Source organism: Caproiciproducens sp. NJN-50 (assembly GCF_004103755.1).
Taxonomy (GTDB): Bacteria; Bacillota; Clostridia; order Oscillospirales; family Acutalibacteraceae; genus Caproicibacter.
In genome coordinates, this window is the sequence record NZ_CP035283.1 from 1842163 (window position 1) to 1861327 (window position 19165).

The following is a 19165-nucleotide window of genomic DNA, read 5'->3' on the forward strand; positions in this document are numbered from 1 at the left end:
GAACCGACAAACTTGAACGGCCGCATCATCCGTTGGGATGACACAGCCGTTCTGATTTTCCTGTTAATTCTTTCTCAGATGTTTTACAAGTTTTACGATTTCGACCCAAAGTACCGACGCCGCCGACATCACGATTACGGCGATCGCTTCCGGTCCGGTCAGCGGAGCCAGCTTCACAAAGGCTGAAAGCGGAGTGTATAAGAGCAGGACAAGCATGGAAATGGTTCCCGCAAAGGCCGCCCACATCACCTTGTCTTTGATCAGACGGTGGAATGACTGGAATGCAAAATCCGTTTGGGAACTGTTGACCAGAACCAAAAGCAGATTGCTTAGAAAAATAATGGAAAGGCCCATTGCACGGGCAACCGGAGCGTTTACGGCTGGATCTGCCATAAGAACCGTATAATAGGTTCCAAAAGAAGAGGCAAAAACCGTCAGCCCCTGCAGAATGCTTCTGAAGAGACCTTTCGCTCTCATCAGTTTTTCTTTCGGATCACGGGGATCGCGTTCCATCACATTCTGTTCCGCGGGCTGTCGTTCAAAAATGATGGAGCAGGTCGGATCGATAATCAGTTCCAAAAGGACGACATGGATGGGCAGTAACATAAGATTCGCCGGATTTACTTTTAGGAGAGGGGCCAACAGACAGGAAAACGCGATTGGAATGTGAATCGTGAACACATATCCGACCGCTTTTTTGATGTTGTCGTAAATCCGCCTGCCGTCCCTGATGGTATCCACAATCGTCGAAAAATTATCGTCAAGCAGGATGAGATCGGCGGCTTCGCGGGACACCTCCGAACCGCGCTTTCCCATCGCGATGCCGATATCGGCATATTTGAGCGCGGGGGCGTCGTTGACCCCGTCGCCCGTCATTGCCACGATCTCGCCGTTTGCCTTGAAAGCTTTCACGATGCGCATCTTATGCTCCGGGACGACGCGGGAAAAAATGCTGACGGAACGGACCCGTTTCTGAAGTTCCTCATCCGTCATCCGGTCGATCTCGTCGCCGGTGACGGATTCCCCGCATGGCATGCCGATCTGCTTCGCGATCGCGCTTGCCGTGATGCCGTTGTCGCCCGTAATCATCACAACGCGGACGCCTGCCTTCCTGCAGCGGAGAATATCCGCTTTTACGGATTCCCTCGGAGGATCCGCAAGGCCAACCAACCCACAGAACTGAAGGCGGCACTGGGCCAAAGAAGCGGGAACTTCGTCCGCCGTTCCAACGTCCATTCTGCCAACCGCAATCACACGGAGCCCGCGTGCCGCCATATCGGCGGCTTTTTCCTGTACTTTGTCCCGTTCGTCCGAATTGAGATTACATAAAGCGAGGATCTTTTCCGGAGAGCCTTTCGCGGCGATCAGAATTTGGTTGCCGCGCCGCCAGACGTGGCCCATCATTTTCGCTTCATGGGTAAACGAATATTCCTGAATCAGTTCGCCGCCGAAAAGGAACTCCTTGGACAGGCCCCTGCCTTCACAATACGAAATCATGGCCTTTTCCATAGGGTCATATGCGTCCGGTTCACAGGCCATCCCCATGACCGCGCAGAGGTCCCGCTCTTTGTTTTCCTCCGTCCACGTATCGCATACGGTCATCTGATTCATCGTAATGGTGCCGGTCTTATCAACGCAAAGAACCGACACGGCGCCGAGCGTTTCTACGGAAGCCAGCCTGCGCATAAGCGAATGCCTTTTTGCAAGCCGCCATGCGCCCATGGAAAGGAAGACTGTCAAAATAACCGGGAACTCTTCCGGGATCATGGCCATGGCGAGCGTGACGCCGGAAAGGATGCTTTCGATCAGCCTGTCGGTAAATTGGTGGTCCGGGATATTCAGCCAAGTGAAGCAGCCTACCAATACAAACAGGACCGCCGCAATAACCGCGCAAAGCTTCACGAGCCCGCGGGTCTGCCTCTGAAGCGGCGACGGGGCTTCCGGCGCGCCGACGACATTTGTACCGATTTTCCCGAACTCGGTGGCTTTGCCGATTTGATCCACGCGGACCAGCGCGCTTCCCTGCGTCACAAGAGTCCCCGCGTAGCAGTGGTCGCACCGCCAGTGCCCGCCGTCTGTATCGGCGGTCCCGAGCGCGACCTTCCAAACGCCTTCCGCTTCGCCCGTCATGGACGACTCGTCGACGCACAGATCGTTTGCCTGAAGGATCTCCCCGTCCGCCGGGATCTTGTCGCCTTCGGCAATCAGCATGATATCTCCCGGGACAAGATCAGCGCTGTCGATCCGCTGCTCCGCTCCGTCCCGCAGCACCGTAATGCGCGGTGCCGCGAGATCCTTTAAGGCGTTCAGGGTCTTGTCGGTTTTCCAGCCCTGGATCACATCGATACTGATCATACCCGATACAAAGATCAGCATAACAACTCCGTCGCGCGGCTCACCCAGCAAAAAATAGATGACCGCCGTCACGATGAGCAGCAAAAACATAGGTTCCGACAAGGCTTTCAAAATCTCTTGAAGAACATTCTTCTTCTTTTTCGGAATCAATTCGTTCCTGCCGAATCGCTTTTGACGTTGCACGGCTTCCGCCGTCGTCAGGCCGGTTGGATTTGTGGTGTTCTTTCGTTCTGTCATAAAAGTTACCTCCATAATGCTTCTTAAGCATTTATGCGACAGCTCCATGGCATTGCAAAGATACAGCTGCAGTCTCAAAAGGGTACAAAAATACCAGTGAGACAACATACTGTCCCACAGGTTCTGATCAACCTGTTGCCGCGAGGCCCAGCCCCATAAACCCATATCGGGTTTATCGCCTGCTCAGTTTGTACTGTAGATCAAATGCAGCGCAAAGAGATGAAAGATATTCTATCATATTCATTTACTCGCGTCAAGTGATTAAAAACAAAAAGATAAGATTCCCATCATGAATTTTATGGCGGATCCTGAGAGAAAACCTATTTTTTCTTTTTCCTTTTTTTAGAAATCCAAACAACAAAACCAACCCCGCCGACCGCCATCACGGCGAGAGTAATGTAGGTATAGAGATTCATGGATTGGCTGACGCGTTCCCAGCCGGCTCCGGCAAAAGCACCCAGCGCCACCAGAACCACATTCCAAATTGCGGAGCCGAGGGTGGTGTACAAAAGGAACCTGCCTCTGCGCATCCGCGCCATCCCCGCGGGGATGGAGATGAGGCTTCGGACTAATGGAATAAACCGGCAAAAAAAGACGGTGGAGGCACCGCGCCGATTAAACCAGCCTTCCGCCCGTTCCACATCCCCTTTTTTCAGCCCGAGGACATGTCCCCATTTCCCGATGAACCTGTCCATTTTCTCGGCCGGAAGCAGCCGTCCGACACCGTAAAGGACGATTGCCCCAGCCACCGACCCGATGGTGGCGGACAAGGTGACAATCCAGATGTTCATGCTGGTGTAAGTGGTCATGAAGCCGCCGAAAGTCAGGATCAGCTCGGAAGGAATGGGAGGAAACAGGTTCTCGATTGCAATCAGCAGTGCTATCCCCACGTATCCGTACTGGTTCATAATATGGATGACCCATTCCTGCATTTTGAACTTCCTTTCAATCAAGATAGCAGTTTTTGGCGATGGCTATCACCCAAGTGAAAAGCGGCCTTTTTGCGAATGTCGAATCGGTCGATGCCCCGAATCAGCTCACGGACGTGTCCTGCCTCGGATTCCCGGCGAAAACATGGAAAAACAGCGAATCTGCCGGACAAGCCGGCAGCTCGCTGCATGGAGGTCTGAACCGGGGCGGATATCCGCGCGGCCCGGGCGAACGTATTATCGATTTTTCTTTTGAGGAAAAGTTCCGGACTTCTGATTTGTTTCCAGTTTGCATTCTTCTCGCAGGCTCCAGAAAATTTTGAACTCCAGCTTTTCGATCTCCCGCTGCTGCTTATAGCTGACGCGCAGAGTGGCTTCCCGCGGGATCGTGACGTCCCTGCCCAGATCCGGCAGCAACGCCTGGATGCGGTTTCCGTTTTTTCGCAGAGAGTCCAGTCTGCTTCCGATGCCGTCGAACAGGTCGGGGGATCTGCCGGGCGTGTCCTCGGAAACCATGTACCGCTCGTTTTGGTTGATATAGTTCGTCGAATCCCCGGCGGCGAGCCAGCGGACCAGCGCTTCCCGGCTGAAGCGCCATTCCCGGCCGATTTTCCGGGCGGGAATATGCTCCTCCCGGAGCAGCTTGATCAGCGTCTTCTCGCTGATCCCCAAAAATTCCGATGCCTGACTCAGATTTAAGATATTGGTGTCCATGTTTTTCACCCTCCCGAACCGTCTGCGGAAATATTATAATACTTCCAACCTAAGATGGCAAGCCGAACGGAAATTAAATTCATTATGAAAGAACTTAACGGTAATCTGGCGGTATTTTTAATCTTTTCCAACGCCTTTCCGGCATCTTCGGCGGACAAGTCGGCTTTGCTCTTTCAATTTTCCACTATTGTAATTGATGTTGGCACTAAGTACGCTTATCATATGATTATATTCCGTTCTGTGTTGACTTTATTCCATATCTGCGCTATCATAAGATAAATTTGTAATTCTCTGTTTTCACGGCGGCATGACGGCGGATTGTGCCGGCGCGGTCGGCTTTTTGACAGAGTGTCATAAATACGGGGAGGCGTTTGTTTTGTCGAAAAAAAAGACAATGATTGTTTCCAATATTTTTCTGATCGGGCTGGTAAGCTTTTTTATGGATATGAGTACGGAAATGATCTACCCGATCATTCCTCTGTACCTGACGGCGGTTCTCGGGGCGACGCCGGCCATCGTCGGCGTGATCGAAGGCGTTGCGGAAAGCGTCGCTTCCCTTCTGAAAGTGGCGAGCGGCTACATCGGGGACCGATATCAAAATAAAAAACGGTTGGCTTTCCTCGGGTATTCCGCCTCGGTGCTCTATAAGTTCGTCCTTCTGATAGCCGGCTCGTGGGGCGGCGTGCTGGCGGCGCGGGTGATCGACCGCACCGGCAAGGGGATCCGGACCGCCCCGCGCGACGCCCTGGTGGCGCAGTCGAGTGAAAAAGGGAAACTGGGCGGTTCCTTCGGTTTACATAAGATGCTCGATATGGCGGGGTCTTCCCTCGGGGCCCTTTTTGCTTTTCTGTTTATCGCCTTCGGAATGAAATATCGCCCGGCGTTCCTCTGGTCCGTCATTCCGGGCGTCGTCGCCGTGGCAATCATTCCGCTGATCCGGGAAGAAAAAGGTGCCGTCCAAAAACAACGGAGGCTGGTCTTTCGGGGCCTGAAACTGGACGCAAGGCTGAAATGGTATTTTGCCGTTATCTTCCTTTTCTGTCTCGGCAACTCTTCCAACGCCTTTCTGCTGCTCAAGGCGCAGTCGCGCGGATTTTCCACCTCCGAGGTGATGCTGCTCTATCTGATTTTCAACGTTTCCGCGTCGATCCTGGCGATCCCGGCCGGCCGGCTGTCGGACCGGTTCGGCAGAAGCAGGATTCTGGTTCCCGGTTATCTGATCTACGGACTGGTCTATCTGGGGTTTGCCCTGCTGACCTCGAAAGTCTCCCTGCTGATTCTGTTTGTCGCCTACGGCGTTTATACCGCTTTTATCAGCGGAGCGGAACGGGCCTTGATCGCGGAAGCGTCGCCGGCGGAATATAAGGGAACCGTGCTCGGCATCTACGGCATGCTGCAGGGCTTCGGCCTCCTGTTCTCCTCCATGATCGCCGGCGGGATGTGGAATGTCTGGGGCTCCGACGCGCCGTTCTGGTTCGGCGGCGTTCTGGGCATCGTCTCCGCACTGCTGATCGCCGTCATCCTCCGCTCCGGGAAAGGGCGGAAAGCGATGAGCCGTTCGGTTTGAAACTGGAACGGAAAAGAATCTTCAGAAAAAGCGGCCGCTGCCGCCGCAGAAAATCTTGATCTTGAGGTGAAAGAGTTGGAACAGCTCACATTCCGGGATGTTTTCTACCGACAGGGCGGAAAAGAAATTCTCAAAGACGTCTCGGCACAGTTTTCAGCCGGCGACTTTGTCTCCATTGTCGGCCCTTCCGGAAGCGGAAAAAGCACCTTTTTACGGCTGTGCTGCCATCTGATCAGTCCGACGGAAGGAAAAATCTTCTTCCATGGGAAGGATATGCTTCAGGAAGACCCGATCGGGCTGCGGAAAAAAATCAGCTACTGTTTTCAGGAGCCGGTCCTCTGGGGGAATACGGTGGAAGACAACGTCGCGTTTCCCTACCGCGTCAGGGACCGGAAGATCGACCGGGAAAAAATCGTTTCGCTGCTCGCCCGCTTCCATCTGGACGAAAGCTATCTTTCGCATGAGGTCAAAGGGCTGTCGGGAGGGGAAAAACAAAGGATTTCCCTGGTCCGCACGCTGCTTTTCGAGCCGGAGATTTTGCTGCTGGACGAAGTGACTTCCGCGCTCGACGCCGAGAACGCGGAGCTGGTTGAAAAGGAAATTCTGCGGATGAACCGGAAGGGCGTCACGGTCCTGTGGGTCACCCACAACGATGCCCAGAGCCGGAAATACGCCGACCGGCTGCTGACTCTGGAAAACGGCCGAATTCAATCATCGGAGGAAATCAAATGAACGGTGCGAATATCAGCGACGTCTCTCTTCTGATGGCGTCTTCGTTAGTTCTCGTCTCCCTGCTGTTTTCCTATTTTCAGAAACTCAGGCTGGAAAAAGAGACCCTCATCAGCGTGATCCGGGCAGTCATCCAGCTCTTTGCGGTGGGATATGTCCTTCAGTTTATCTTCGGACTCCGCAACCCGGCCGTCACGACGCTGATTGTGCTCTTCATGACCTTCAACGCGGCCTTGAATGCGGCCAAGCGGGGAAAAGGGATCAAAAACGGGATTCTGATTTCTTTCCTTTCCATTTTGGTCGGCGCAGGCGCCACGCTTTCCGTCCTGGTCCTCTCCGGCGCAGTGCGGTACGAGGCGAACCAGATCATTCCGATCAGCGGCATGATCATCAGCAACGCCATGGTCGCCATCGGCCTGTGCTACCGGCAGCTCACCGGCAATTTCAAAAGCCGGAGGAGCGAAGTGGAAATCAAGCTTTCGCTGGGCGCGGACCTTCTTCCGGCTTCGATGGATATTCTCCGGGACTCGATCCGCACGGGGATGGTTCCCACCATCGACTCCACGAAGACGCTGGGAATCGTCTCCCTTCCCGGCATGATGTCTGGGCTGATCCTTGCCGGCACATCTCCTCTCATGGCGATCCGGTACCAGATCATGGTGACATTCATGCTGCTGTCTACGACGGCGATTTCCTCATTTATGGCCTGCTTTCTCTCTTACCGGACCTTCTTCAATGAGAGAAAGCAACTGCTATAGCGCTTTTAAAATAAACGGCCCCTCGCGGACTGCTCCAGCGTGTGGGGCAGAATCGCCGCAAAAGGGCCGCTTTTTGCCGGGTATAGGGCAAAAAGCAATTTTTCGCCTTTGCCCCGGACATAGGAAAAGGGGCCATTTTGCAACAGCCCCTTCTGTTTGGTTGCGGAGGCAGAATTTAAACCAACGGCCTTTGGGTTTTACCGCTGACACAGAAAGCCTTGGACTGGGAACTGAAACATTGAATTTTCTGGTTCACTTTGGCCAATTGCTTTTCATGGAGGCGATGCGACCTTCCACATCCCTTTTATGTGCCATTAGAATTTCGCAGCGCTGAGGCAGAGTCTGCTCCGCCCTGCGGCTCAGATCGACGAATTCCCTGATCTTTTTGATTGGCATTCCGGTGTTTTTCAGGCAAAAAACCAGACCAAGCCACTCCAGGTCTTCTTCCGAAAAACGCCGGACGCCGCCGCAGATAGTCTTTTGCCGGCAGAGGTAGCAAGCTGGCCCCCACTCCCTACCCCCAACGTAGGCAAATATTTTTATTTAACTATTGCAATATACAACTGTTGTATGATAGAATATGCACGAGGTGATGAAATGATTGACCAAGGGAGCGCAATCCTGAGAGAGCTGATCCGGGTGCTTGTAAGGAACTTAGGCATCCTGGAAAAAGGCGATGCCTCTTGCTGCGGCGTTACGATCACGCAATGTCACGCCATTGTCGAAATTGGCCGGAAAGAAAAAATATCACTGGTGGACCTTGCCGACTTATTGGGCGTGGACAAAAGTACCATGAGCCGGACTGTCAATAACCTTGTGGAAGCGGATTTAGCGGTGCGGGAACTGGATGCTGAAAACAGGAGATATGTTACAATTCAGTTGACAGAAAAGGGCAAAGATGTATTCCGGAATATTGAAAAAAGCATGGAGAGCTACTACAAAGGGATATTCGGTTCCATTCCAGAGGATAAAAGAAGTCAGGTGCTGGAAAGCTTGAAGCTCCTGGCGGACGCGGCGCAACGCAACAAATGCTGTTAATCGGAAATGATTTTATTGCTAATTTTAAGGAGGCTATCTTTATGTCGAAGAACATTCGGGAAGAAATCAAGGAGCATTACGGCGATATTGCAAAAAAAGTGTCTGAAACCGCAAAAAGTTCCTGTTGCGGTGGCGGGTCTTGCTGCGGTGATATATCGAATGATCTGTATTCCGTAGAATATGTTGCCGGATTGCCGGAAGAAGCGATCCGGGCCTCGTTGGGCTGCGCGAATCCGGTTGCCCTTGCAAACCTGCAAAAGGGTGAAACGGTGCTGGATTTGGGCAGCGGCGGCGGGATAGACGTGCTGATTTCCGCAAAATTTGTGGGCGAAACAGGCAAAGCCTATGGATTGGATATGACCGACGAAATGCTGGAACTGGCGAATCGCAATAAGGAGAAGATCGGCGCGAAAAATGTTGAATTTATTAAAGGATACATTGAGAATATTCCACTGCCAGACGAATCTGTTGACGTTGTTACATCGAACTGTGTAATCAACCTGACTGAGAACAAGGAAGTCGCTCTGAGAGAGGCTTATCGGGTCTTGAAAAAGGGCGGAAGACTTGCGATTGCTGATATTGTTGAACTGAAAGCCGTTCCGGATGAGATTCGCAAAAGCGTCCAAATGTGGGTCGGCTGCATTTCCGGGGCATTGAGCGTCGCAGAATATGAACGAATTCTGAAAAAAGTCGGCTTTACAAACGTAGAAATTACGCCTGTCAATATCTATACAAAAGAAATCATCCGAAGTATTGCGGAAGAAAAGGAACTTGGTGAGATTTACTCCCACCTAAACGAAGATGCCTTGGACGGTGCTTTTGCGGGCGCACATGTAAAGGCATATAAATAGAGAAAGGCTTTGAAATGGACTTTACGATTGAGAAGATGGAACCGGCCGACTGGCCTCAGGTTTCTACCATCTATTCGGCAGGCATCAAAACCGGGATCGCAACTTTCCAAAGAGACGTTCCAAGCTGGAAGGAGTGGGATCAAAGCCATCTGAATTCCTGCCGTTTTGTTGCACGATTCAATGATGTGATTTTGGGATGGGCAGCTTTATCCCCAACCTCCAGCAGATGTGTCTATGCGGGAGTAGCCGAAGTCAGCATATACATCGATCCGGAATATAAACATCAGGGCATAGGAACTAAACTCCTGAAAAATTTAATTCAGCAGTCGGAAAAAGAAGGTTTCTGGTCTTTGCAAGCCGGAATCATCAAAGAAAATACCCACAGCCGAGAATTACATCAGAAATGCGAGTTTCGGGAGCTTGGCTTCAGAGAAAGATTAGGACAGATGTCAAATGAAAAATGGCATGACGTCGTTTTAATGGAGCGCAGAAGCAAAGCTGTTGGCTGAATCAATCTATTTCAAGTAGAAAGCAGTGGCATAAAATGGTTCTTCTTTTCATAACTTTACTGATCATCGTCGCGGTAACTCCAAGGGAAAGCAACTCCGATTATGAGGAATATTGCCGGATGGAATGCTGGAGCAGGAGATTTCCGAAATCGTCGAATTAGTCAGAAGGCGGCTTCACGAACAAAATTCGTGAAGCTCCTTTTCTTGTCAGGCATTTACCAGTTCTAAAAATATTTATAAATTCGATTTTTCGATTTAAAGATATTGACAATCATCGATATTGACTTTATACTGTATCATAATATATATTACATATCTGATTACTTTAATTTAGAGGGGAGCAACAGCAATGACATTACAAAAAGAAGTGTTGGCCACCCAAGCCGTTGATCTATTCAGAAATGGGCTCTATTGTTCGGAAGCAATTCTTCAGGTTTTTAATAAGGAGCTTGGCCTGGGATTGAATGACACTGCCATAAAAATGGCAACCGGATTTGGCGCAGGTTTAGGTGCGTCGAAATGCTGCTGCGGCTCGCTGACAGGTGCAGTGATGGTTTTAAGCGCCGTGAAAGGCAGAACAAGTACAGAAGGCAATGTAGATGAGGTGTTTTCCTTAACTCAGGAATTGCATAATGAGTTTAAAAAAAGATATAAAGCTACCTGCTGCCGTGTGCTGACGAGATCAGTAAAATGGGGAGAACCGGAGCATCATCAGCTCTTTGAGCAATATGTCAGAGGTGCTGTAGAAATATTAACTGATATTTTAGAGAGGGAAAGTAAGCCAGCACCAGTAAAAAGCAATGGGTAACCTGGAACTGAACTAAATTAAACCCAAGGCCGCAGAAACAGCTTGCCGCCTTGGGTTCTATTTTATAAAAATTTTTCTCCGACATATTGACGTTCATCGATATAAGTATATAATATAGATGAATTTGAATGAAATTGATGCATGTCTATCTTGCGCAAAACTGGGAGGTGTACAGAAAATGAGATATTCCCACGCGGAATATGCCCCGGTGTTTAAGGCGCTGTCCGACGAAACGCGGCTGAAGATCGTCGAGATGCTTTCCTGCGGCGAAATGTGCGCCTGTGACATACTGGAATCCTTCAAGATCACGCAGCCTACTCTTTCCTACCACATGAAGATCCTGACGGATTGCGGCCTTGTGAACGGCAGGCGCGAAGGAGCTTGGATGAGGTATACAATCAACGTCAAAAAGGTTTCCGCCATAAAAAAATTCTGGGACGGAATCACATCGGAACATCGGGATTGTATCTGTAATAATGTCGAGGAGGCAGGAAAATGCGAATCATAATCATAGGTGCGGTTGCCGCCGGAACTTCTGCGGCGGCAAAAGCGAGAAGGAACAGCGAAAGCGCCGAAATCGTCGTCTATGACAAAGACAGCTTTATTTCTTATTCCGGCTGTGGTATGCCCTATTACATCGGCGGCGAAGTCGAAAACGCAGACGAACTCACCCCACGCGATCCCGCGTTTTTCAAAAGTAAATACAATGTGGATATTTTGATCCGTCATGAAGTGCTCTCGATTAACCCCGATCAAAAGGTTCTGAAAGTCAAAAACCTTACCACCGGAGAGGTGTTTTCCGATTCGTATGACAAGCTGGTGATCGCAACCGGCGCGCAGGCGGTTGTTCCGCCGATCAAGGGCGCGGACGGACGACATGTCTTTACCCTGCGCAATATCAACGACATGAACCGCATCAAGGTTTATATCGATGAAAACCGTCCGAAGCGTGCGGCGATCATCGGGACGGGCTTCATTGGGCTGGAAGTGTGTGAAAATCTGAAAAAGCTCGGCCTGGAGGCGACCCTGCTGGAAAAATTACCGCAGGTGACGCCGGGGCTCGACAGCGATATGGCCGTCTATGTACGGGACCATATCGAAAAGAACGGCGTTCCCGTCCTGACGGCCGTTTCTGTCGTGGAGATCACGGAAAGCGGTGTCATCCTATCGGACGGCAAAGAGATTCCCGCGGATCTGGTCCTGATCTCCGCCGGGGTCCGCCCCAACACAGTGTTGGCGAAGGCGGCGGGGATTGAACTCGGTGTTTCCGGTGCGATCCGTGTGAACACGAAGATGCAAACCAGCCAGCCGGACATCTATGCCTGCGGCGACTGCATCGAGCAGTTTCATACGGTGACGGGGAAACCGGTTTACCGGCCGCTGGGTTCTACGGCTAACAAGACCGGCAGAATCGCCGGAGACAGCTTGACGGGCGGAAGCCTGGAATTCAGGGGCATTCTCGGGACGGGAATCTTCCGAATTTTCGGTATGACGGTGGCACAGACGGGCCTTTCCGAACGTGAAGCGCTTGCTTTGGGCTATCAAACTGCGGTGTGCCACAACATCAAGCCCAACAGGCCGGAATACATGGGCGGCCGGGAAATGGTCATCAAGGGAATCGCCGACCGCGTGAGCGGCAGACTCCTGGGTGCCCAGATTGTCGGGTATGAGGGCGTGGACAAGAGAATCGACGTGTTTGTGACAGCGATCACCTTCAAGGCGAAAGTGGAAGATCTTTTCCATCTCGATCTGGCCTATGCCCCACCGTTTTCCACCACAAAGGATCCGGTGATGTACACCGGCATGATCCTGGACAATGCCATTCACAGGGGCAGGCCGCTGATTACGGCGCAAGAGCTCGATACCCTGGTGCAGTCAGGGAAACCCTATACGTTGATCGACGCCAGAGCTGCCGCGCAATATGAACAGGGACATATCGAAACCGCGAAGAGCATCCCCCACGCCAAAGTAAGAGCCACGGCTGAGTCACTGGATCGGGACGTTATCACGGTTACCTACTGCAATAAGGGCGTGACCGGAAACGCAGCGCAGAACATCCTGATCAACGATGGATTTCGAAAAGTGTATAACCTCTCCGGAGGACATAAGCATTATTGTAAAATGCATTCAGAGAAATAAATCGGTTATTATGTTCTTGTAACAAATGGTCAACGAGAACATATAATATGCGTATATGAGCATTCAAGTATAAAAGCCTTATATGAAAGAATTGTAATAAGGTGAATCCTATTTAACTGAAAGGAGGAGGATTTTGGTATGAAAAACGATTTGAGTATTAACAACTTCAATGGTGTTTCATACAGAGATGATATTTCTTTTAGTATTATTAACATGAACGGAATTACAAATAAGGATGATATTTCCTTAAGCTTTAATGACACGAACGGCGTTTCAAATAGAGATGATATTTCTTACAGTATAAATAAAATGAACGGTATTTTATATGGGCAATTTTCGGACTTGGTTACGATCCAGCCAAAAGAAAACATATAAAGCTCATAGGAGCTCATAGGAAAGGAGTTGTAAATGGTTGAATTTTTCAAAGCCCTGTCGGAAGAAAGCCGACTGCGGATTCTTTCTTTGCTGCTTGAACGAGAGATGTGCGTGTGTGAAATTGAAGCATCCTTGAAAATGACACAGTCCAATGCTTCACGTCATCTGACCGCCTTAAAAAATAGCGGAATTCTTGACAGTTTCAAAAAAGCACAATGGACTTATTATCGAATCAACGACCGCTTCAAACGGGATCATGCTGAACTGTGGGAGTATCTCCAGTATCATTTGAGGGAACTTCCAACTTACAAAATTGATCTGGCAGAGTATCAAAAGTGTAGCGGCCAAAAGTTATGTGACACGATTTCTCCACAACAGAAACATTAAGATTACAATTCAAGTTTTTTAGTATGATATTTAGGGGCGATTATGATGAGTGATGAAAAAACACAAGGCATTGGTTTCTTTGAGAAGTATCTGACGGTTTGGGTGCTTCTCTGTATGGCGGCAGGTATTCTGATCAGTAAATTCCTGCCGGTAATTCCTGCATTTCTGGAAAAACTTCAGTACGCGCAGCAGAATATTCCGATCGCGATTCTGATCTGGATCATGATTTATCCCATGATGCTGAAGATCAATTTCCAATCCATCAAAAACGTGGGAAAGCATCCCCTCGGTATCCTCATATCGAGCGGGAGCAGTTGGGTAATCAAACCTTTCCTGATGCTGGGGCTGGCAACTCTCTTTCTTAAAATAGTATTCAGCGCCTTTATCCCCGCCGACTTGGCACAAAATTTTGTTACAGGCGCGGTCCTGTTGGGGACGGCTCCCTGCACAGCGATGGTGTTTGTCTGGAGCAATCTTGCCAAAGGCGACCCGGCGCACACCCTTGTACAGGTTTCGGTCAATGATCTGCTGATTCTTGTCCTGTTTGTACCGCTGGTTTCCTTCCTGCTCGGCGTGAACAACGTTCAGATCCCTTGGGATACCCTTATTTTCTCAGTCGTGCTCTTTGTTGTAGTCCCTTTGGTCGGGGGTGCTGTTACACGAGTTACGATGATCAAAAAAATGGGAGAAACGGCTTTCAATGAAAAATTTGTTTCCAAGTTTGACAATGTAACGACGCTGGGCTTGTTGCTGACTTTGATCATTATTTTCTCATTTCAAGGCAACATCCTTCTGGAAAAACCGCTTTATGTCCTGATGATCGCCGTACCGCTGATCCTCCAGAATCTTATCTCCTCTACGTTTACCTATTTGCTGTGCAAATGGACAAAACAGCCGCACAATATAGCGGCGCCGGCATCCCTGATTGCCGCTTCCGACTTCTTTGAACTTTCAGTCGCGGTAGCAATCTCGCTGTTCGGCCCAAACTCGCCGGTCGTGCTGGCCTGCACCGTCGGCGTCCTTACGGAAGTCCCTGTGATGCTGATGCTTGTCAGAATCATTACGAAAACCAAAGACTGGTATTACAAAGGCTGGCATTCTAAACCTGCCGTTAACAACTAATTTTATTTTAGGAGATGTCTTATATGAAAAAAATGCAAATCTTTGAACCTGCCATGTGCTGTTCGACTGGCCTTTGCGGAGTTGGAGTGGACCCCGAACTTCTCAGGATTTCGACTGCCCTGAATACACTCAAGAAAAACGGGATCAATGTTGAACGGTTCAATCTGTCAAATGCTCCGCAGCAGTTCGTAAACAACAAGGCAGTCAATCACTTTATCAACACAAAGGGCGTTGAAGGGCTGCCCGTCACTGTCTTGGATGGAGAAATCGTGATTGCAGGCCGGTATCCGACCAATGAAGAATTTGCCAACCTGCTCGGCGTTCCGGAAACTCTGTTCGGCGGAAAGCCGAAGGCCGTTAAAGTTACTCCGAGAAGGTCAGGCGGATGCGGCTGCTCGGGAGGAAAGTGCTGCTGATTTGGTTCATACTTTCTGCTGAGAAAGAGATTTAGCACTTCTAACAAGACGATAGGAGCACATCTTCCCAAATCAGTTGTGTGAATTTTTCACAAGGGACGAGGATGCTCCTTATCTTTTTATAAAAGATTGGAGGTATCATCATGGAGAATTTTAATCCACAATTAATTAGGTTGACGAAATATTTGTTTTACACGGGAAAGGGTGGAGTCGGAAAAACATCGGCAGCATGCGCCACGGCCGTCACCCTTGCAGACAAAGGGAAAAAGGTGCTTTTAATCAGTACGGACCCCGCCTCAAATTTGCAGGACGTTTTCCATACGGAGCTTACGAACAAAGGGGTAGCGATTAAAGAAGTTCCAAATTTGGTTGTTTCCAACCTTGATCCCATACAGGCAGCAGCAGAATACAGGGAAAGTGTCATCGGCCCCTATCGCGGCAAGCTGCCTGATGCGGTGATTAAAAATATGGAGGAACAGCTTTCCGGTTCGTGTACGGTCGAGATTGCAGCTTTCAATGAGTTTTCAAAATTCATCACAGATGAAACGGTGCGGAAAGACTATGATCATATCTTGTTCGATACCGCTCCGACAGGGCATACGCTTCGAATGCTGCAACTGCCGTCCGCTTGGAGCAATTTCATCAGTGAAAATACGCATGGAGCTTCCTGTTTAGGTCAGCTTTCGGGATTGGAAAGTAAAAAAGAAGTTTATAAAGAAGCCGTCAGAACCTTGTCCGACGGGAAGCAGACGACGCTGATTCTTGTTTCGCGTCCGGAAGAAGCACCTTTGAAAGAAGCGGAACGGGCATCCAGGGAACTGGCGGAGATCGGTATCAACAATCAGACACTGGTGATCAACGGCGTGCTGACTTCCTACGACGACAGCGTTTCCGAGAGCCTGTATCGGAAACAGCAAGACGCGCTTCATGACATCCCGCAAGGCTTGAAAAAACTGACCGCATACCGGATTCCGCTGCGGGCTTATAACATCACCGGAATTGACAATGTCAGGGCTTTTCTGACCCAGGATCAGGATCAGTATAAGATCCGCGATGAAAAAGTCAGGGCTAAATCGATTCCTCATCTGGAAGATGTCATTGACGATCTGTATCGCACAAATAAAAAGGTCATCTTTACCATGGGGAAAGGCGGTGTCGGGAAAACCACCGTTGCGGCCGCAATTGCACTGGGCCTTTCAAAAAGAGGAAGGAAAGTTCATCTGACTACGACGGACCCGGCCGGGCACCTGAAATCCGTAATCAGCGAGGCCAGCGGCATCACCATGAGCCATATTGATGAACAAGCCGAACTGAAAAAATATCAGGAAGAAGTGCTTTCCAAGGCAAAGAAAACCATGTCCGCTGATGATATCGCTTATATCGAGGAGGATTTACGTTCTCCCTGTACGCAGGAAATTGCGGTATTCCGGGCTTTTGCCGAAGTTGTAGAGAAAGCGGAAGACCAGACCGTCGTGATCGATACCGCTCCGACAGGGCATACCCTTTTGCTGCTGGATTCCACACAAAGCTACAATCAGGAGATCAAACGCTCCCAGGGCGAAATCCCCGAATCCGCACGGAAGCTTCTGCCGCGCCTCCGCAATTCTGATGAAACCGAGGTCATTATTGTGACTTTGGCTGAGGATACGCCCGTCTATGAAGCACTGCGCCTGGAGGAAGATTTAAAGCGCGCCAGCATCGAAACAAAATGGTGGGTAATCAATTCGTCTTTCTACCGGACCGGTACAACGAATCAAATACTTTCCGCAAAGGTGAGCAACGAAATCGAGTGGATCAACAAGGTGGATGAACATTCCAAGGGAAATTTTGCGGTAATTGCATGGAGCGCTGAGGAAATCGAAGGAGATAAACTGCTGACAATATAAGCTAACACTTTCCAATGGGACGATTGTGTCATTATAAAGATATCATAAAATGATAGAACTGGAGAAATGAAAGATGAAAATTACAGAAGAAGCAAAATCCTTGATTCAGGCGGCATTTGATTCCAATGATTGTGACTGTTTAAAAGTATCACAGCAGCAATCCTGCTGCGGCACATCCTTGCAATTTGAACTGATCAAATTGCAAGCAGGCGAGAAGTCCGTCTCCATTGACGGGGTCCCTGTTATGATGGATGACCAGACTCAAACAAGGACAGAGGCTGTGACACTTGCAGCTGAAAATGGCGAGCTGACCATTCAGGACGATCAGTCATGCTGCTGTTGATGGAAACAGTAATATGGAATCCCCCCATTCCCTGCAAATCACGTGCGCCTATCATACGGAAGCACAAGCCGAAAGATGTTAAAACAACAAAATAGTCAAACCAAGGGCAAACCCATTTAACGATGGGGACGCAAAGCCATAGGGTCTAAAGTGCGTAAAAGCGCGCTATGACAGCCTGGCTGCCGGAAGTCGCACTTGAAAGCTTGCCCTTTTTACGGGCAGGCTTTCATTGTTTTTATAGCTTCTGACGGATAATTTGAACAAAGATCATTCATGGCTCTGCTATGTCCCTTGGTGAAAGGGGAACCCATGAGTATTCTTTACTTCTTCCTTTTCCGGAGGTTGAAATAAAGACGGCGAATCCCGTACACACTCGCCTCCATTAACTGAATATATTCAAAAATCAGCACTTTGCCGTCCCGAGCAAAGTGCTGATTTTTTATTTTCGACAACAAAAGCCCCGCCTCGACCGCTAAAGAACAGTTTCGATTTTAAGCTCTTTTCTTTTTGTAGAAGCGTGTCGAATCGACATTGCCGATCCCCTCCGCTTGTTCTTCATTTCCGGATTTCAACAATCACGAAATGGAGGACAAGCTTATGGCAAAGTATCGGAGAAAAACAAATTACCGGGATAAATATCCCGATGTAAGCAAAGAAATTATCGAGGTTCTGGAGAAAAGCGACCGCCTGATGGAATACCAGCAGTACGACATCAAAGTCGAACGGTGCAGGATTGATTATGGCAGTGGGACCGTTACATACATTCCAAGCCGGGAGGACTCCTACGAGCGGCTTCTGGAGGAAAACAGACAGTTTGTCACCGAGATTGAAAGTGTTGAGGATGCCGCGATCAAGACGGTGCTGATCGGGAAAATGCTGGCCTGCCTCAAACATCTCGCCCCGGAAGAACAGGAGTTGATCACGGCTCTCTTTTTTATGGATAAGAGCGAGCGCCAGCTATCCAGAGAAACCGGGATCGCGCAGCGGACAATTCACGATAGAAAGGTAAAAATCCTGGCGGAATTAAAAAAACTTATGGGAAAATAAAAATTTATCCGCTCAACCCCCTCACTCAACGTGGAAATAAGTGAGGGGGTTTTACTCTTCCCTCATTGCTCTTTGAAAATTTCATATCCGGCAGCATAAATACATGATCTGTCCGGCCGTGATGAGCGGCAGCGACATTGACGGGCGCGCCAAGACTACCTGCGGATGGGTGACAGACATCCGTTGAACCGATGGCATCGAAGGCGACGAGCGGCAAAGCCCGGTTATAAAGCAGCCCGTGGTGGGTTGTTTCGCAATGAAACGGACAGTGCTAACGCTACTTCCGTCCAGCCACAGCCCCGCCTGAAAGCGGGATCACGCAATGGGGGCGGCTCGGTGAGAACCACGGAGAGGTGAAATCCCTATGGTGTTTGCTTAACCGGCAAACCATTTATGTTGCCGCCCTCGCTTCGGGAAGCAGTGCCGAATAGAAGCATTAAATTGAAATGAAGAACAAGCAAATCGTTTGACCTTAGAAACTACGCGGCAGGACAATTGCGCCCTGCCGCGCCCTTGTGAGGTCAAACCACATTATTTAGGAACAGGAGGTTTTTATAATGGGACTGAAAAAAAGAGCTTGGCTGTACTGCCGCATTGACGCGCCGGAGGATGCCCACGGCATGCTGAAAGGTCAGAAAAAAGAGCTCTATGACTATGCGGATCAGCTGGGATTCATCATTGTTGGCTGTTCCGAAGATTTGGGAAGCGGCCTGAAATATAATCGCCCCGGCCTGATTGCAGTCGAACGTGCCGCTGAACAAGACAGAATGGATGTCTTGTTGGTAAAACAACTAAGCCGCCTCGGGAGAGATTCGGCACAAACGCTGGATTTTCTCCGGAAGCTGGAGCAGTCGGGCATAAAGCTCTATTCACCGCTGGAAGGAGAAATCAGATTGTTCAGAGATATCAATGCAATCCATGAGCTCACCATGGGCATGGAATAGGAGGCTTCACT

General features: G+C 49.7%; 21 protein-coding genes, 1 pseudogene and 2 riboswitches. Of the genes and pseudogenes, 17 read left to right on the plus strand and 5 right to left on the minus strand.

The genetic code is table 11. The features are described 5' to 3' along the window. Nucleotides 1-63: 63 nt before the first annotated feature. The 3 genes from EQM14_RS08825 to EQM14_RS08835 all read right to left on the minus strand — a co-directional run bounded on the left by EQM14_RS08825 (nt 64) and on the right by EQM14_RS08835 (nt 4235). Complete coding sequence (locus tag EQM14_RS08825; RefSeq protein WP_128742599.1) at nt 64-2592, minus strand: cation-translocating P-type ATPase; 2529 nt, start codon at nt 2590-2592, stop codon at nt 64-66. A gap of 107 nt (nt 2593-2699) precedes the next feature. After that, a riboswitch (NiCo riboswitch) is annotated at nt 2700-2789 on the minus strand. A gap of 123 nt (nt 2790-2912) precedes the next feature. After that, nucleotides 2913-3524, minus strand: coding sequence for a DedA family protein (locus tag EQM14_RS08830; RefSeq protein ID WP_128742600.1), 612 nt, complete (start codon nt 3522-3524; stop codon nt 2913-2915). Nucleotides 3525-3758: 234 nt separating this feature from the next. Beyond that, a complete protein-coding gene (locus EQM14_RS08835; RefSeq protein ID WP_128742601.1) occupies nt 3759-4235 on the minus strand; it encodes a helix-turn-helix domain-containing protein in 477 nt (158 codons plus the stop codon). Between the two features lie 376 nt (nt 4236-4611). Between EQM14_RS08835 and EQM14_RS08840 the strand changes: the two genes are divergently transcribed. From EQM14_RS08840 to EQM14_RS08850, 3 genes are all read left to right on the plus strand, one after another. Further along, a complete protein-coding gene (locus tag EQM14_RS08840) occupies nt 4612-5802 on the plus strand; it encodes an MFS transporter (RefSeq protein ID WP_243112479.1) in 1191 nt (396 codons plus the stop codon). Between the two features lie 66 nt (nt 5803-5868). Next, nucleotides 5869-6534: an ABC transporter ATP-binding protein gene (locus EQM14_RS08845; RefSeq protein ID WP_330545731.1), complete on the plus strand. Its 666-nt coding sequence runs from the start codon at nt 5869-5871 to the stop codon at nt 6532-6534. Next, nucleotides 6531-7289: an ABC transporter permease gene (locus tag EQM14_RS08850; RefSeq protein WP_128742604.1), complete on the plus strand. Its 759-nt coding sequence runs from the start codon at nt 6531-6533 to the stop codon at nt 7287-7289. Before EQM14_RS08845 ends, EQM14_RS08850 begins: the two co-directional genes overlap by 4 nt. A 252-nt stretch (nt 7290-7541) precedes the next feature. Here EQM14_RS08850 and EQM14_RS16670 read toward each other — a convergent pair whose 3' ends face one another. Together EQM14_RS16670 and EQM14_RS16875 are read right to left on the minus strand one after the other, a co-directional pair. Further along, nucleotides 7542-7685 carry a hypothetical protein gene (locus tag EQM14_RS16670; RefSeq protein WP_243112480.1) on the minus strand — a complete coding sequence of 48 codons (144 nt, stop codon included), beginning with the start codon at nt 7683-7685 and terminating at the stop codon, nt 7542-7544. A gap of 18 nt (nt 7686-7703) precedes the next feature. Further along, nucleotides 7704-7832: pseudogene (locus tag EQM14_RS16875) on the minus strand (hypothetical protein); the annotation flags it as partial. Between the two features lie 54 nt (nt 7833-7886). Between EQM14_RS16875 and EQM14_RS08860 the strand changes: the two are divergent. The 14 genes from EQM14_RS08860 (at nt 7887) to EQM14_RS08925 (ending at nt 19154) form a co-directional block, all read left to right on the plus strand. Then, nucleotides 7887-8327 carry a MarR family winged helix-turn-helix transcriptional regulator gene (locus EQM14_RS08860; protein ID WP_066648712.1) on the plus strand — a complete coding sequence of 147 codons (441 nt, stop codon included), beginning with the start codon at nt 7887-7889 and terminating at the stop codon, nt 8325-8327. 41 nt (nt 8328-8368) lie between these two features. Next, nucleotides 8369-9178, plus strand: coding sequence for an arsenite methyltransferase (gene arsM / locus EQM14_RS08865; RefSeq protein WP_066648714.1), 810 nt, complete (start codon nt 8369-8371; stop codon nt 9176-9178). 14 nt (nt 9179-9192) lie between these two features. Then, nucleotides 9193-9687, plus strand: a complete 495-nt coding sequence (locus EQM14_RS08870; protein ID WP_066648717.1) for a GNAT family N-acetyltransferase — start codon at nt 9193-9195, stop codon at nt 9685-9687. A 349-nt stretch (nt 9688-10036) separates the two neighbouring features. Further along, nucleotides 10037-10495 (plus strand): C-GCAxxG-C-C family protein, encoded by a 459-nt coding sequence (locus EQM14_RS08875; RefSeq protein WP_066648719.1) that lies wholly within the window; start codon nt 10037-10039, stop codon nt 10493-10495. 178 nt (nt 10496-10673) lie between these two features. Beyond that, a complete protein-coding gene (locus EQM14_RS08880; protein ID WP_066648722.1) occupies nt 10674-11003 on the plus strand; it encodes an ArsR/SmtB family transcription factor in 330 nt (109 codons plus the stop codon). Beyond that, nucleotides 10991-12634, plus strand: coding sequence for an FAD-dependent oxidoreductase (locus EQM14_RS08885; RefSeq protein ID WP_128742605.1), 1644 nt, complete (start codon nt 10991-10993; stop codon nt 12632-12634). The genes EQM14_RS08880 and EQM14_RS08885 overlap by 13 nt, the downstream gene beginning before the upstream one ends. A gap of 138 nt (nt 12635-12772) precedes the next feature. Next, complete coding sequence (locus EQM14_RS08890) at nt 12773-13009, plus strand: hypothetical protein (RefSeq protein ID WP_066648728.1); 237 nt, start codon at nt 12773-12775, stop codon at nt 13007-13009. 33 nt (nt 13010-13042) lie between these two features. Continuing rightward, nucleotides 13043-13396: an ArsR/SmtB family transcription factor gene (locus EQM14_RS08895; RefSeq protein ID WP_066648731.1), complete on the plus strand. Its 354-nt coding sequence runs from the start codon at nt 13043-13045 to the stop codon at nt 13394-13396. A 45-nt stretch (nt 13397-13441) separates the two neighbouring features. Continuing rightward, the gene (gene arsB / locus EQM14_RS08900; RefSeq protein ID WP_175391784.1) at nt 13442-14518 is read left to right on the plus strand and encodes an ACR3 family arsenite efflux transporter; all 1077 of its coding nucleotides are present in this window, start codon (nt 13442-13444) and stop codon (nt 14516-14518) included. Nucleotides 14519-14541: 23 nt separating this feature from the next. After that, nucleotides 14542-14934 carry an arsenite efflux transporter metallochaperone ArsD gene (gene arsD / locus EQM14_RS08905; protein ID WP_128742606.1) on the plus strand — a complete coding sequence of 131 codons (393 nt, stop codon included), beginning with the start codon at nt 14542-14544 and terminating at the stop codon, nt 14932-14934. Between the two features lie 143 nt (nt 14935-15077). After that, nucleotides 15078-16820, plus strand: coding sequence for an arsenical pump-driving ATPase (arsA, locus tag EQM14_RS08910; RefSeq protein ID WP_128742607.1), 1743 nt, complete (start codon nt 15078-15080; stop codon nt 16818-16820). 73 nt (nt 16821-16893) lie between these two features. Next, complete coding sequence (locus EQM14_RS08915) at nt 16894-17163, plus strand: hypothetical protein (protein WP_128742608.1); 270 nt, start codon at nt 16894-16896, stop codon at nt 17161-17163. Between the two features lie 95 nt (nt 17164-17258). Further along, a riboswitch (cyclic di-GMP riboswitch) is annotated at nt 17259-17350 on the plus strand. A 410-nt stretch (nt 17351-17760) separates the two neighbouring features. Then, on the plus strand, nt 17761-18210 hold the full coding sequence (locus EQM14_RS08920; protein ID WP_128742609.1) for a sigma-70 family RNA polymerase sigma factor: 450 nt from the start codon (nt 17761-17763) through the stop codon (nt 18208-18210). 557 nt (nt 18211-18767) lie between these two features. Further along, nucleotides 18768-19154: a recombinase family protein gene (locus EQM14_RS08925; protein ID WP_128742610.1), complete on the plus strand. Its 387-nt coding sequence runs from the start codon at nt 18768-18770 to the stop codon at nt 19152-19154. The last annotated feature ends 11 nt before the right edge of the window (nt 19155-19165 follow it).

Excerpts from the sequence above, each read along its gene's own strand:
- EQM14_RS08825 (WP_128742599.1), bottom strand. The coding sequence starts at position 2,592 with ATGACAGAACGAAAGAACACCACAAATCCAACCGGCCTGACGACGGCG.
- EQM14_RS08830 (WP_128742600.1), bottom strand. The coding sequence starts at position 3,524 with ATGCAGGAATGGGTCATCCATATTATGAACCAGTACGGATACGTGGGG.
- EQM14_RS08835 (WP_128742601.1), bottom strand. The coding sequence starts at position 4,235 with ATGGACACCAATATCTTAAATCTGAGTCAGGCATCGGAATTTTTGGGG.
- EQM14_RS08850 (WP_128742604.1), top strand. The coding sequence starts at position 6,531 with ATGAACGGTGCGAATATCAGCGACGTCTCTCTTCTGATGGCGTCTTCG.
- EQM14_RS16670 (WP_243112480.1), bottom strand. The coding sequence starts at position 7,685 with ATGCCAATCAAAAAGATCAGGGAATTCGTCGATCTGAGCCGCAGGGCG.
- EQM14_RS08860 (WP_066648712.1), top strand. The coding sequence starts at position 7,887 with ATGATTGACCAAGGGAGCGCAATCCTGAGAGAGCTGATCCGGGTGCTT.
- arsM (WP_066648714.1), top strand. The coding sequence starts at position 8,369 with ATGTCGAAGAACATTCGGGAAGAAATCAAGGAGCATTACGGCGATATT.
- EQM14_RS08870 (WP_066648717.1), top strand. The coding sequence starts at position 9,193 with ATGGACTTTACGATTGAGAAGATGGAACCGGCCGACTGGCCTCAGGTT.
- EQM14_RS08875 (WP_066648719.1), top strand. The coding sequence starts at position 10,037 with ATGACATTACAAAAAGAAGTGTTGGCCACCCAAGCCGTTGATCTATTC.
- EQM14_RS08880 (WP_066648722.1), top strand. The coding sequence starts at position 10,674 with ATGAGATATTCCCACGCGGAATATGCCCCGGTGTTTAAGGCGCTGTCC.
- EQM14_RS08885 (WP_128742605.1), top strand. The coding sequence starts at position 10,991 with ATGCGAATCATAATCATAGGTGCGGTTGCCGCCGGAACTTCTGCGGCG.
- EQM14_RS08890 (WP_066648728.1), top strand. The coding sequence starts at position 12,773 with ATGAAAAACGATTTGAGTATTAACAACTTCAATGGTGTTTCATACAGA.
- EQM14_RS08895 (WP_066648731.1), top strand. The coding sequence starts at position 13,043 with ATGGTTGAATTTTTCAAAGCCCTGTCGGAAGAAAGCCGACTGCGGATT.
- arsB (WP_175391784.1), top strand. The coding sequence starts at position 13,442 with ATGAGTGATGAAAAAACACAAGGCATTGGTTTCTTTGAGAAGTATCTG.
- arsD (WP_128742606.1), top strand. The coding sequence starts at position 14,542 with ATGAAAAAAATGCAAATCTTTGAACCTGCCATGTGCTGTTCGACTGGC.
- arsA (WP_128742607.1), top strand. The coding sequence starts at position 15,078 with ATGGAGAATTTTAATCCACAATTAATTAGGTTGACGAAATATTTGTTT.
- EQM14_RS08915 (WP_128742608.1), top strand. The coding sequence starts at position 16,894 with ATGAAAATTACAGAAGAAGCAAAATCCTTGATTCAGGCGGCATTTGAT.
- EQM14_RS08920 (WP_128742609.1), top strand. The coding sequence starts at position 17,761 with ATGGCAAAGTATCGGAGAAAAACAAATTACCGGGATAAATATCCCGAT.
- EQM14_RS08925 (WP_128742610.1), top strand. The coding sequence starts at position 18,768 with ATGGGACTGAAAAAAAGAGCTTGGCTGTACTGCCGCATTGACGCGCCG.